We start from the raw sequence: 12,452 nt of genomic DNA on the forward strand, positions 1-12,452 counted from the left end.
CCTGCGGGACTTTGTTTCGACCGGGATGACAGAATTAGGGGGCTCGCCGTGACATCACGGCGGGCCTCACCTATTTGTGGCTCAGTATTAGAGTCGTGGGGAATTGAATGGCCTCGGCCGCCGAACAACTCGCAGCCAACATGAATTTCGCGTCGTTCCAAAAGGCGACCGAACTTCACAAGCGCATCTGGTTCACGATCATCGCCTTGGTCGTCTTCCGCCTTGGCACCTATGTGCCGATCCCCGGCATCAATCCGGAGGCCTTCGCCAACGCCTTTGCGGGCCAGTCGAAGGGCATCCTGGGCATGTTCAACATGTTCTCGGGGGGCGCGGTCGAACGGATGGCGATCTTCTCGCTGAACGTGATGCCCTACATCAGCGCCTCGATCATCGTGCAGCTGATGGGCTCGGTGTATCCGCCGTGGGAAAAGCTGAAGAAGGAAGGCGGCGAAGCCGGCCGCAAGACCCTCAACCAGTACACCCGCTATCTGGCTGTGGTTCTGGCGATCGTGCAGTCGTTCAGCATCGCCGTTGGCCTGCATAGCCAGCCCGGCCTGGTGTTTGACGGGATCAGCGGTCCCTTCTTCATCGCCTCCACGGTCGTGGCCCTGACGGGCGGCACACTGTTCCTGATGTGGCTGGGCGAGCAGATCACCAGCCGCGGCGTCGGCAACGGCGTCTCCCTGATCATCTTCGCCGGCATCGTGGCGGGCCTGCCGCGCGGCATCGGCCAACTGCTGGTGCAGTCGCAGACCTCGGGCAACTACCTGCCGCTGTTCGTGATCGTGTTCCTCGCCGTCGCGGCGGTCTGGGCGATCGTCTTCATCGAGCGCTCGCAGCGTCGGCTGCTGGTTCACTATCCCAAGCGTCAGCAGGGCAACCGCATGATTGGCGGCGACACCTCGTTCATGCCGCTGAAGATCAACACCGCCGGCGTCATCCCGCCGATCTTCGCGTCCAGCCTGCTGCTGTTGCCGACGACCGCCATGGGTTTCCTGTCGACGGCGAACCTTCCGCCTTGGGCAGCCTGGCTGCCGGGCACTGTGGGCGCGCTACAGCACGGTCAGCCGGCCTTCATGATGCTGTATGCGGGGCTGATCATCTTCTTCTCGTTCTTCTACACCTCTGTGGTGTTCAACCCCGACGAGACGGCCGAGAACCTGCGCAAGTACGGCGGCTTCCTGCCGGGCATCCGCCCGGGCAAGCGGACGGCCGAGTACCTGGATTATGTGCTGACCCGCCTGACGGTGATCGGCGCGGCCTACATCACCGCCGTCTGTCTGGTGCCCGAAATCATGATGACGAGCCTGGGCGCCACCCAGTTCGCCCTAGGCGGCACCTCGGTGCTGATCGTGGTGACGGTGACCATGGACACCGTGGCGCAGATCCAGTCCCAACTGCTGGCGCACCAGTATGAGGGCCTGATCAAGAAGTCGAAACTCCGCGGCGGCAAAGGCCGCTAGAGAATAAAGCGTTCTGGAAGCCGGTTTGTCACAAAACCGGCTTCCGTTTTTTTTCCCCGCACTCTAGGTCTGCTGGGGAAGATGACCGGGCGAAGACTCGGCGACGCGCGAAGGGGCATTCATGAACTTGATCCTGTTCGGACCGCCGGCGGCGGGGAAGGGGACCCAGGCCAAGCGGCTCGTCACCGAGCGCGGCATGGTCCAGCTTTCCACCGGCGACATGCTGCGCGCGGCGATCGCGTCCGGCTCCGAGCTGGGCGCCCGCGTCAAGGGCGTGCTGGACCGTGGCGACCTGGTGACCGACGAGATCGTCATTGCCCTGATCGAGGACCGTCTGGCCGAGGCTGAGGCCGCTGGCGGCGCCATCTTCGACGGATTTCCCCGCACCGTGGCCCAGGCCCAGGCGCTGGATAAAATGCTGGCCGCTCGCGGGCAGAAGATCGACCTCGTCCTCCGACTCAAGGTAGACGAGCCCTCCCTGATCGAACGCATCTCGAAGAGATTCGCCGAGCAGGGCAGACCTGACGACAATCCGGAAGTTTTCGTGACCCGTCTGGCCGCCTACAACGCCCAGACGGCGCCTTTGCTGCCCTACTATGTAGAGCAGGGTAAGCTGACGGAACTGGATGGCATGGCGCCTGTGGAAGCAGTCGCGGCCTCTATCGACGCGGCGCTCTTGGGCGCGGTGTAAGACATTTTCAATTCGTTGATTTTCGGCGGATTCAACCATTGACGGCGGCGCAACGATCCCTATAACGGGGCGCTTCCGCGAAAGGGCGCGATCTGTGCGCGCCGGACTGGGTCGTAAGGCCGGGCCGGGCGCGCCGTTCGCGTCTTTAGTGCGTGACTAGGAGAACATTAGACGTGGCCCGTATTGCAGGCGTCAACATACCGACGAACAAGCGCGTTTTGATCGCGCTTCAGTACATTCATGGCATCGGCCAGAAGTCCGCTCGTGACATCGTCACGAAGGTGGGCCTCGATGACGCCCGCCGGGTCAATCAGCTGACCGACGCAGAAGTCCTGCAGATCCGTGAAACGATCGACAAGGACTTCACCGTCGAAGGCGACCTGCGCCGCGAAAATTCGATGAACATCAAGCGACTGATGGACCTGGCCTGCTATCGCGGCCTGCGTCACCGTAAGGGCCTCCCGGTCCGCGGTCAGCGCACGCACACGAACGCTCGCACCCGCAAGGGTCCGGCCAAGCCGATCGCCGGCAAGAAGAAATAAGGTAGCCTGACGATGGCCAAGGAACCGGGTCGCGTTAAAAAGCGCGAACGCAAGAACATCACCTCGGGCGTGGCGCACGTGAACGCCTCGTTCAACAACACCATGATCACCATCACCGACGCCCAGGGAAACACCATTTCCTGGTCCAGCGCCGGCGCGATGGGCTTCAAGGGTTCGCGCAAGTCGACCCCGTACGCCGCTCAGATGGCTGCGGAAGACGCGGGCAAGAAGGCTGCCGAGCACGGCGTGAAGACCCTCGAGGTCAACGTGTCGGGTCCGGGTTCGGGTCGTGAGTCGGCTCTGCGCGCCCTTCAGGCCGCGGGCATGACCATCACGACGATCCGCGATGTCACGCCGATCCCGCACAACGGCTGCCGTCCGCCCAAGCGTCGTCGCGTCTAGTACTTTTTAGACACAATTCTCCTTCGCCGGCTGCGCAAAACGCGGCCGGCGAGCCGCGTTCAAGGGATCGACCACGTGATCGAAAGAAACTGGAACGAGCTGATCCGTCCTGAGAAGCCGCAAATCGAGACTGGCGCCGACGCGACCCGCAAGGCGCGGATCGTGGCTGAGCCGCTCGAGCGTGGTTTCGGCGTGACGCTCGGCAACGCGCTCCGTCGCGTTCTGCTCTCGTCGCTTCAGGGCGCAGCCGTTACCGCCATCCAGATCGATGGCGTCGTACATGAATTCTCCTCGCTCGAAGGCGTCCGCGAAGACGTCGTCGACATCGTTCTGAACATCAAGCAACTGGCCGTGCGCATGCACGCCGAGGGCCCGAAGCGCATGACGCTCCGCGCCACCGGCCCCGGCCCGGTGACCGCTGGTCAGATCGAAACGCCTTCGGATATCGAGATCCTGAACCCCGACCACGTGCTCTGCACGCTGGACGACGGCGCCACCGTGCGCATGGAGTTCACGGTCAACACCGGCAAGGGTTACGTCCCGGCCGACAAGAACCGTCCGGAAGACGCGCCGATCGGCCTGATCGCCGTCGACGCCCTGTACTCGCCGGTCAAGCGCGTCGCCTATCGCGTCGAGCCGACCCGTCAAGGCCAGTCGCTGGACTATGACAAGCTGATCCTGGAAGTCGAAACCAACGGCGCCGTCACTCCGGTGGACGCCGTGGCCTACGCCGCCCGGATCCTGCAAGACCAACTGCAGATCTTCATCACCTTCGAAGAGCCCAAGGCCAAGTCGGCCGACGAGGCCAAGCCTGAGCTGCCGTTCAACCCGGCGCTCCTGAAGAAGGTTGATGAGCTGGAACTGTCGGTTCGTTCGGCCAACTGCCTGAAGAACGACAACATCGTCTACATCGGCGATCTGATCCAGAAGACCGAAGCCGAGATGCTGCGCACCCCGAACTTCGGCCGCAAGTCCTTGAACGAAATCAAGGAAGTGCTGGCTGGCATGGCGCTGCACCTGGGTATGGACGTGCCGAACTGGCCGCCCGAAAACATCGAAGACCTGGCCAAGAAGTTCGAAGACCAGATCTAAGATTAGCGTATCGCGCTCGATCCAGGCCGCTCGCCACCCTTCGGGGACGGCGGGCGGCCTGGGCCTTTTGAAGCCGCAACTGCGGTGGAGGGCCCCGGCGCTTCGTTCTGACCCGGCTGGGAACAGGCTGGGATGGGTGACAATCAGCGCTAGATCGCGCCACTGCGGGCCAAGGCCCAGGAGACACTACAATGCGTCACGGTAAAGCTCACCGTAAACTCGGCCGCACGTCCGCTCACCGCACCGCCATGTTCGCCAACATGTCGGCCTCGCTGATCAAGCACGAGCAGATCGTCACCACCCTGCCCAAGGCCAAGGAACTGCGTCCCTTCGTCGAAAAGCTGGTCACCTTGGCCAAGCGCGGCGACCTGCACGCGCGTCGTCAGGCCATCAGCATCGTTCGCGACGTCGAACAGGTCGGCAAGCTGTTCGCAGCCATCGGCCCGCGCTATCAGACCCGTCAGGGCGGCTACATCCGCGTCCTGAAGGCCGGCTTCCGCTACGGCGACAACGCTCCGCTGGCCGTGATCGAGTTCGTCGACCGCGACGTCTCGGCCAAGGGCAAGGACTCGGGCCCCGACTACTCGGCCCAAGCCGAAGACTAAGTCTCAGCCCAGGCTGAACGAAAAAGGCCCCGGAGCGATCCGGGGCCTTTTTTGCGTTTTGGGGTTTGGGTGGCGGGCGTCCGAACCGGGCAGTCTGGATGGTGGGGTCGCACCGCCGGCCTAGGCAGTTGGCCCGCACTACACCATTGGCTGGCCGAGCCAGAACTAGCCACGACTTATGAAGCCCAGTTGTGCTGGCTACGTTCCCGATTAGTCGCTCGCGCTTGCAGGGCAGCGAACGGCAGTTGATAGTTACTTCTCGAACGGGCGAACCGGTAATTATGGCTGATAACTTTAACTATATCGCCTTTGGCGACATGGGTTACGTGGCTGACGCGGACGGCCCGATTGCCATGTCTAGGGGGCGAATGTTCGAATACACCCCGACCGACATCGAAAAACGCCTCGAGGGTCTGGATCCGACGGCCATCGCCTTCCTAGAGCAACTGCCGACTTTCCTGTGCAGCGAACTGGCGCAACTCGATGGTGCCGCCCGGATGGTGGTCAGGTTCGGCCGGATCGAACAGACGATGTCAGGTCGGCGTGAAGTCAACACGACCTTCAGGCCCCTGGTGGAATTCGGCGAGATCGACTTCGAGAACCGCGCTGCGGCCCAGGCGCTCTTCGATCTAGACGCCTTTCAACTACACCGAACCCACTGGGCGGTTCGAGAAGGTGATGTCGAGCAAATCCTCGACCGTCTTTACGCCTTGAAGCCCGTTGCTCGGAACGACGGTGCGGTTCGGGTACCCGCTATCGGAGATCCCGGAGCTGAGCCGCCGCCGCGTAACAAGAATCTTCTCGGCGAGGCACGTAGCGTTGAGGGTTTTCTCAAGATTCTCTCGAAGTCTGATATCGGGGAAACCGTCGAGACCTTCTTTCGCGGCCACGAAGACGCTCAGTTTGAACTGACCCCGTCATTGCTGCGCAAGTGGCCGGACGGTTCATGGCAATTCATGCCTAAGGAAGACAGGCTCAATAAGGAACTTTTGATCGCGCATTATGACGACTTCGCAGGTGATCAGTACTGTTTCGACCGCCTCGTGCGGATGCAACATTACGGACTTCCGACCCGATTGCTTGACATATCCGGGAACCCGCTCGTGGCGTTGTTCTTCGCCTGCGACGGTTCTGATGATAGCAAGAGAAAGACAGGTGAAGTTATCGTCTTTCAAGTTTCGTCAGATCGTTTAAAATACTACGATTCTGACAGTGTTAGCTGTCTATCTAATCTTTCAAACCTAACTTATGATCAAAAGAGCGATATAGATTTATCGTTGAGTGAGAAATCTTTCAATGAAACTGATGTGGCCAAAAAACTTCTTCATCATATAAAATCTGAGAAGGCTTACTTTGAGGCTAAGATCGTTCCCGACGATCTCGGCTCTATAATCTGCGTGAAGGCCAAGCGGACCAATACGCGGATCCGATCTCAGTCGGGGGCCTTTCTTCTGTTCGGCCATGAGGCCACGCTGCCCGAGACGGGCCAGGAGGACATCGCGATCGCGCGCATAACGATCAGGAATAAGGCGCATATTCTCGCCCAGCTCAACCGCCTGAACATCAATGCGACGACAGTATACCCCAGCATTGAGCAGACTGCGGTTCACCTTCGTCGTCAGTACAAGCTACCGCAGCTTTCCTGAAATATGAGCGCGATTGGAATTATTTTAGTTTCAGACGGCGCTGTTCGAAAGACTTCGCTCATTTTATTTGCTGCCCGTGGTCACCTTTTCTGAGCTGGAAAGTAGGATCTGACGAGCGGGAGTATTCGGGTTGATAGTAGATTCCCACCGCCTACTCCCGCGTCAGGTCCTGCCGCTTGAACAGCACAATGGCCCCCGCCGTCAGCGCCGCGATCCAGCCCAGCAGCACCAGCAGCGCCCAGCCGGCGGGTCCGCCGTCCGGCCCGGCATGCGACGGCGCGGTGACGAAGGCGCGCAGCAGGTCCGCGTCATAGGCGGGGATGGCCAGAACCTTCCAGGTCGGTTCCGGATTCATGGCCCCGAGGGCGCCCGCCAGGATCGACTGGACGAAGCGAACCACCAGACAGACCACGACGGCGGCCATCGGCGAGCGCGCCACCACCGCCACGCAGGCAGCCAGGGCCGCCAGGCTCATGGCCTCCAGCCAGGTGACCACGAAGACGCCGGCGATTTCGGAGAGGCCCAGGGTCGAGGCGACGATGGCCTTGCCGTTGATCCCAGCGCCGATCACGGCCGCCGCCAGGGTCAGCATCACGGTCAGGATCAGGCTCCACAGGATCGCCTCGCCGATCACGATCAGCTTGGCGGCCAGCAGGTTGAAGCGGCTGTTGCGCGGCGTGCGCAGGCGCCAGGTCTCCCAGCGATAGTCGCCGGCCAGGATCGAGGCCGCGCCGATCATCAGGAACAGCGCCGCCATCGTCGAGGCGCCATTGCCCAGCGCCTTGATGACCTGGACCGCCAGATCGATGGTCGCGCCCGGCATGGGTCGCTTGATGATGTTGCGGATGAACAGGTCACCGCCGATGGCGAGGAAGAAGACCACCAGCGGCGCGAAGCCGAAGCCCCAGAACAGGGCCGAACGGTCGCGCAGCAGGCGGAAGCGTTCAGCGGCGATGGCGTCGGCCAGCATCAGGCGGCTCCTTCCGGGGTGGCGGCCGTGGGCGCCTGGCCCAGCGACTTCAGATAGACGCCTTCAAGGTCGACCTCGCGCCAGCGGGCCTCGACGATCTCGGCGCCGGCCTCGACCAGGGCGCGGATCACGGCGGGCGCCTCGGCGCGCGGAATGTCGGCCAGCACGGCATCGGGTCCATCGGCCTGCCCGCGATCACCCAGTACCGCCAGGACCGGGGCGAGGGCAGAGGCCAGGGTCAGGCGCAGGCGGGCTTCCCCGGCGGTGAGTTCAGCCACGCCGCCTTCCGCCACGACCCTGCCGCGCGACAGGATGGCGACGCGATCACAGACGCGCTTGACCTCGTCCAGTTGGTGGCTGGCCAGGATGACCGTCACGCCCTCGTGTTTGGCCAGATCGACGATCAGGGCGCGGATCTCCTGGATGCCGGCCGGGTCCATGCCGCTGGTCGGCTCGTCCAGGATCACCAGTTCGGGACGGGTGAAGAAGGCCGCCGCCAGACCCAGACGCTGCTTCATGCCGACCGAGAAGCCGCCGGTGGCGCGGTCGGCGGCATGGGTCAGGCTGACCCGCTCCAGCCAGGCGGGGATGTCGGGGTTCTGGAACCCGCTCTCCAGGGCGAGCATCTGCAGCGTGTCGCGGGCGGTCAGATAGGGCGGATAGCGCGGCGTCTCGATCATGGCGCCGACCCGGCGCAGGGCGGTCAGGTCGCCGGCCGGGGCCCCGAACAGTCGGGCCGAGCCGCTGGTGGGGCGCACCAGACCCAGGGCGATGCGAAACAGCGTGCTCTTGCCGGCCCCGTTGGGACCCAGCACGCCGAACACGCCGCCGGCCGGTATGGCGATCGAAAAGTCGTCGAGCGCGCGAACGGTCCCGTAGGTCTTGGTGAGGCCGGTGGCCTCAAGGGCGATGCTCATGCGGATGCGGCTTCCGTTACAGGAGAATCCTGTCGTTGGCGGCGACTATGGGGGTGCGGTTCTCGCCCGCCAAGTTAAGACGAGGTCATGCGGCGCTGTCTTAAGCCCCTGTCACACGCGCCTGTCACATGGGCGAAACGTCCGGCTGGCATCGACGCCTCAAGACTGTCGAAAGGGTTGCGCCATGAAGAGCCTGTTCCGCCTTGTGTCCCTTGGAGCGACCGTGGCCGCCGCCCTGGTGCTGTCGGCCTGCGCCTCCATGCAAGCGGGCGGGGGCGAGGTCGCCGCACCGCCCAAGAGCCGGCTCACCATCCTGGTGTCCAGCGACGGCTTCCGGGCCGACTATCTGGGCCAGGGCGACACCCCGACCCTGGACGCCCTGGCCGCCGACGGCGCGCGCGGCGCCATGCGGCCGTCCTTCCCGACCCTGACCTTTCCCAACCACTACACCCTGATCACCGGCAAGCGGCCTGACCGCAACGGTATCGTCAACAACGTCATGGAAGACGAGACGATTCCCGGCGTGCGCTTCTCGATGTCCAACGCTGACGCCGTGCATGACCCGCGCTGGTGGAGCCAGGCCTGGCCGCTGTGGGTCTCTGCCGAGAAGCAGGGTCTGAAGGCGGCGGCGATGTTCTGGCCCGGCTCGGAGACGCAGATCAGCGGCGTGCGTCCGTCGCGCTGGATGGCCTTCAACCAGGCCATGCCGTCGAATGACCGGGTCGATACGCTGCTGGCCTGGCTGGACGATCCCAAGGGGCCCGAGCTGCGGCTCTCCACCCTGTATTTCGATGTCGTCGACACCGAGGGCCATCACTATGGACCCGGCTCACCGCAGGCCCGCGCCGCCGTGGCCGAGGTCGATCAAGCGATAGCGCGGTTGGTCGAGGGCCTGAAGGCGCGGGGGCGGTTCGAAACGACCGACATCGTCTTCGTCGCCGACCACGGCATGGCCCTGGTTCCGCCGTCCCAGCGCTGGCCGCTGGACGACGTGCTCGACCTGTCCACGGTCAGGCTGGTCACCACCGGCGCGGTTGTCGGCCTGACACCGCTGCCCGGCTTCGAGGCGCAGGTCGAGGCGGCGCTGCTCAAGCCGCTACCGCACCTGACCTGCTGGAAGAAGGGCCAGATCCCCGAGCGCTATCACTACGGCCGCAATCCGCGTGTGCCGGCCATTGTCTGCCTGTCGGAGACCGGCTGGTATGTGACGACCCGCAAGATGATGGAAAAGCCCGGCAAGTGGGAGGGGCTGGACGGCGGCCAGCACGGCTTTGATCCCTATGACCCGGCCATGCGCGCGGTGTTCATCGCCAGGGGGCCGTCGATCAAGCCGGGCGTGGTGCTGCCGGTGTTCGACAATGTCGACGTCTATCCGCTGCTGGCCAGGATCTCGGGCGTGAAGCCTGAGAAGGGCGACGGCCGGCTGAAGGTTGTGGCCCAGGCGCTGCGCTAGGGGGCTTGCCGGCCAATAGGTAGAGAATGAGCGTCCCCGGACTTGCGGATATAGTTTCCATATGCGTTAAATATTGTCGATATCCGATAGGAGCGGCACGATGGCTGACTGGCGTCCCAACCTGATCTCGGCGGTCTGCTACCGCGACCCCAAGGCGGCGCTCGCCTGGCTGGAAAAGGCGTTCGGTTTCGAGCTGGTCTTTCTGGTCGAGGACGCCGAGGGCAATCTGGGCCATTCCGAAATGCGCTTCGGCAATGCCTGCGTGATGATCGGCAACGAGTGGAGCGACGACCACAAGAGCCCGGCCTCGGTGGGCGGCAAGAACACCCAGACGGTGCATATCCAGCTGAGCGAGGGCGAGCTTGACGCGCACTGCGAGCGGGCGCGGGCGGCGGGCGCTGAAATCCTGGTTGAGCCCGCGACCCAGTTCTACGGTGATCGCACCTATCGCTGCAAAGATCCCGAGGGCCACATCTGGACGGTGGCGCGAAACGTCGAGACCGTGTCGGTGCAGGAGATGGAGCGTCGCACAGGCCTGAAGATCACGGGTCAGGGATGAGCCTGGGCCCAGCGTGACCGCCTCGCTCGACCGCACCCTGGCCGCCCTGGCTGATCCGCACCGCCGGCGGGTCGTCGACCTGCTGCGCGCGCGGCCACATCGGGCCGGGGAGCTGGCGCAGGCCGTCGGCCTGACCCCGCCGGCCATGAGCCGCCATCTGCGGACCCTGCGCCAGTCGGGACTGATCGAGGAGAGCCATCCCGACTTCGACGCCCGCGTGCGGGTCTATCAGTTGAGGGCTGGACCCATGGACGAGCTCAAGGCCTGGCTGGAAATCGCGGAAGCCCACTGGGTCGACCAACTCACGGCGCTGAAGGCTCACGTGGAGGGCGCATGAGTTCGCGCGTCGTTGTCGCCCTGCGCATCAAGGCCCCGCCGATGCGGGTGTTCGAGGCCTTCACCACCGAGATCGCCGCCTGGTGGCGGCCCAATCCGCTGTTCGCCTTCACGCCCCGGTCGCCGGGTGTCATGGCCTTTGAAGCCATCGAGGGGGAGGGCGAAGGCGGTCGTCGTCTGGTCGAGCGCCTGGCCTCGGGCAAGGTGTTCGAGGTCGGCACGGTGCGGGTCTGGGAGCCGGGCCAGCGGCTGGTGGTCGGCTGGCGGCAGGCGACCTTCGCCCCCGACATGGACACCGAGGTCGAGGTTCGCTTCGAGGCCGTCGAGGACGGCACGCGGGTTACGGTTGAGCATCGCGGCTGGGACAGCGTGCCGACCGCGCACGTGGCGCGCCACACCTTCCCCGACGGCCTGTTCCTGCGCCGGCACGGAGAATGGTGGCGTGACCTGCTGGACGGCCTTGCGGTCGCGGCGACGGACCGGCAACTAGGGCGCGCCGGGGAGAACGACGCATGACTCAGACCATCACGGGCGGGCGCCGGCAGGCGGCCCTGGGCTTTATCTTCGTCACCGCCGTGATGGACGTGCTGTCGCTGGGCGTCATGATCCCGGTGCTGCCCGAGCTGGTGAAGCGGTTCAACGGCGGCGACACGGCCGACGCCGCGCTGTGGAACGTGCTGTTCGCCACCACCTGGGGCGTGATGCAGTTCATCTGCGCGCCGGTTCTGGGCCTGTTGTCCGACCGCTTTGGCCGTCGCCCGGTGATCCTGACCTCGATCTTCGGCCTGGGTGTCGACTTCCTGTTCATGGCCTTTGCGCCGAACCTGTGGTGGCTGTTTGTCGGCCGGGTGTTCAACGGCATGACGGCGGCCAGCTTCTCGACCGCCGGCGCCTATGTGGCCGACGTCACCACGCCGGAGAACCGCGCCAAGGGTTTTGGCCTGATGGGGGCCGCCTTCGGCGTCGGCTTCACCTTCGGTCCGGCCCTGGGCGGCTGGCTGTGGCAGTTCGATCACCGCCTGCCGTTCCTGGTCTGCGCGGCCCTGGCCCTGTGTAACTGGCTGTACGGCTATTTCGTGCTGCCCGAGTCCCTGCCGCCCGAGCGCCGCATCAAGACCTTCGACTGGAAAAAGGCCAATCCGCTCGGCTCGCTGGCCCTGCTGCGGAGCAAGCCTGACCTGTTGGGCCTGGCCGGCGTCGGCTTCCTGTTCCAGCTGGCGCACAACGTGCTGCCGTCGGTGTTCGTGCTGTATATGGGCTTTCGCTATCAGTGGTCGGTCCAGACCATCGGCCTGACCCTGATGGCCAGTGGCATAGCCGGAATTCTGTTGCAGGCCCTGCTGGTCGGCCGGATCGTCAAGGCGGTTGGCGAGCGCGGCGCGCTGCTGATCGGCCTGTTCTGCGGCTTTGTCGGCTTTTCGATCTATGCCCTGGCCCCGACAGGCTGGCTGTATCTTTGCGGTCTGCCGATCTTCGCCTTCTCGGGTCTGATCCAGCCGGGCCTGCAGGGCCTGATGACCCGCCGGGTCGCGCCCCACGAGCAGGGACAGTTGCAGGGCGCCAATTCAGCGATGATGGGGATCGCCTCGATCGTCGGCCCGGTTCTGTATCTGGCCCCGTTCGCCTGGGCGGTGCGCAACGACGCGACCGTGCACATGCCCGGCCTGCCGGTGTTGCTCGCCGCCGCCCTGATGCTGGCCGGCACGGCCCTGGCGTTCCGCTTCGCACACCCTATCTCAGCCGAACCGCGCCCGGCCTGACCGGTCAGGACGCCGA

Annotated in this window: 14 protein-coding genes; 12 read left to right on the forward strand and 2 right to left on the reverse strand. The window is 64.4% G+C overall.

The window, feature by feature from the left end; all coding sequences use genetic code 11:
- The first annotated feature begins 107 nt into the window (after positions 1-107).
- The 7 genes from secY (at position 108) to ACN2C7_RS08640 (ending at position 6,441) form a co-directional block, all read left to right on the forward strand.
- Positions 108-1,463, forward strand: a complete 1,356-nt coding sequence (secY, locus tag ACN2C7_RS08610; RefSeq protein WP_419321096.1) for a preprotein translocase subunit SecY — start codon at positions 108-110, stop codon at positions 1,461-1,463.
- Between the two features lie 121 nt (positions 1,464-1,584).
- Positions 1,585-2,154 (forward strand): adenylate kinase, encoded by a 570-nt coding sequence (locus tag ACN2C7_RS08615; protein ID WP_419321098.1) that lies wholly within the window; start codon positions 1,585-1,587, stop codon positions 2,152-2,154.
- Between the two features lie 173 nt (positions 2,155-2,327).
- Positions 2,328-2,696 (forward strand): 30S ribosomal protein S13, encoded by a 369-nt coding sequence (rpsM, locus tag ACN2C7_RS08620; RefSeq protein ID WP_419251718.1) that lies wholly within the window; start codon positions 2,328-2,330, stop codon positions 2,694-2,696.
- Between the two features lie 12 nt (positions 2,697-2,708).
- A complete protein-coding gene (gene rpsK, locus ACN2C7_RS08625) occupies positions 2,709-3,098 on the forward strand; it encodes a 30S ribosomal protein S11 (RefSeq protein WP_035049391.1) in 390 nt (129 codons plus the stop codon).
- Positions 3,099-3,173: 75 nt separating this feature from the next.
- Positions 3,174-4,190 carry a DNA-directed RNA polymerase subunit alpha gene (locus ACN2C7_RS08630; RefSeq protein ID WP_062145568.1) on the forward strand — a complete coding sequence of 339 codons (1,017 nt, stop codon included), beginning with the start codon at positions 3,174-3,176 and terminating at the stop codon, positions 4,188-4,190.
- 191 nt (positions 4,191-4,381) lie between these two features.
- Positions 4,382-4,795, forward strand: a complete 414-nt coding sequence (gene rplQ / locus ACN2C7_RS08635; protein WP_419251717.1) for a 50S ribosomal protein L17 — start codon at positions 4,382-4,384, stop codon at positions 4,793-4,795.
- A gap of 191 nt (positions 4,796-4,986) precedes the next feature.
- Positions 4,987-6,441 carry an FRG domain-containing protein gene (locus tag ACN2C7_RS08640; RefSeq protein ID WP_419321100.1) on the forward strand — a complete coding sequence of 485 codons (1,455 nt, stop codon included), beginning with the start codon at positions 4,987-4,989 and terminating at the stop codon, positions 6,439-6,441.
- A 151-nt stretch (positions 6,442-6,592) separates the two neighbouring features.
- On the opposite strand, the gene ACN2C7_RS08645 is transcribed toward ACN2C7_RS08640, so the two are convergent.
- Positions 6,593-7,411 carry an ABC transporter permease gene (locus ACN2C7_RS08645; RefSeq protein ID WP_419321101.1) on the reverse strand — a complete coding sequence of 273 codons (819 nt, stop codon included), beginning with the start codon at positions 7,409-7,411 and terminating at the stop codon, positions 6,593-6,595.
- On the reverse strand, positions 7,411-8,328 hold the full coding sequence (locus ACN2C7_RS08650) for an ABC transporter ATP-binding protein (RefSeq protein ID WP_419321103.1): 918 nt from the start codon (positions 8,326-8,328) through the stop codon (positions 7,411-7,413). The genes ACN2C7_RS08645 and ACN2C7_RS08650 overlap by 1 nt, the downstream gene beginning before the upstream one ends.
- A gap of 184 nt (positions 8,329-8,512) precedes the next feature.
- Between ACN2C7_RS08650 and ACN2C7_RS08655 the strand changes: the two genes are divergently transcribed.
- The 5 genes from ACN2C7_RS08655 (at position 8,513) to ACN2C7_RS08675 (ending at position 12,436) form a co-directional block, all read left to right on the forward strand.
- Positions 8,513-9,781, forward strand: coding sequence for an ectonucleotide pyrophosphatase/phosphodiesterase (locus tag ACN2C7_RS08655; RefSeq protein ID WP_419321105.1), 1,269 nt, complete (start codon positions 8,513-8,515; stop codon positions 9,779-9,781).
- Between the two features lie 100 nt (positions 9,782-9,881).
- A complete protein-coding gene (locus ACN2C7_RS08660; RefSeq protein WP_419321106.1) occupies positions 9,882-10,340 on the forward strand; it encodes a VOC family protein in 459 nt (152 codons plus the stop codon).
- A 13-nt stretch (positions 10,341-10,353) separates the two neighbouring features.
- Positions 10,354-10,677: an ArsR/SmtB family transcription factor gene (locus ACN2C7_RS08665; RefSeq protein WP_419321108.1), complete on the forward strand. Its 324-nt coding sequence runs from the start codon at positions 10,354-10,356 to the stop codon at positions 10,675-10,677.
- Positions 10,674-11,192: an SRPBCC domain-containing protein gene (locus tag ACN2C7_RS08670; protein WP_419321109.1), complete on the forward strand. Its 519-nt coding sequence runs from the start codon at positions 10,674-10,676 to the stop codon at positions 11,190-11,192. The genes ACN2C7_RS08665 and ACN2C7_RS08670 overlap by 4 nt, the downstream gene beginning before the upstream one ends.
- The gene (locus tag ACN2C7_RS08675; protein ID WP_419321111.1) at positions 11,189-12,436 is read left to right on the forward strand and encodes a TCR/Tet family MFS transporter; all 1,248 of its coding nucleotides are present in this window, start codon (positions 11,189-11,191) and stop codon (positions 12,434-12,436) included. Before ACN2C7_RS08670 ends, ACN2C7_RS08675 begins: the two co-directional genes overlap by 4 nt.
- Positions 12,437-12,452: the final 16 nt, after the last annotated feature.

Source organism: Caulobacter sp. ErkDOM-E (assembly GCF_048541895.1).
Taxonomy (GTDB): Bacteria; Pseudomonadota; Alphaproteobacteria; order Caulobacterales; family Caulobacteraceae; genus Caulobacter.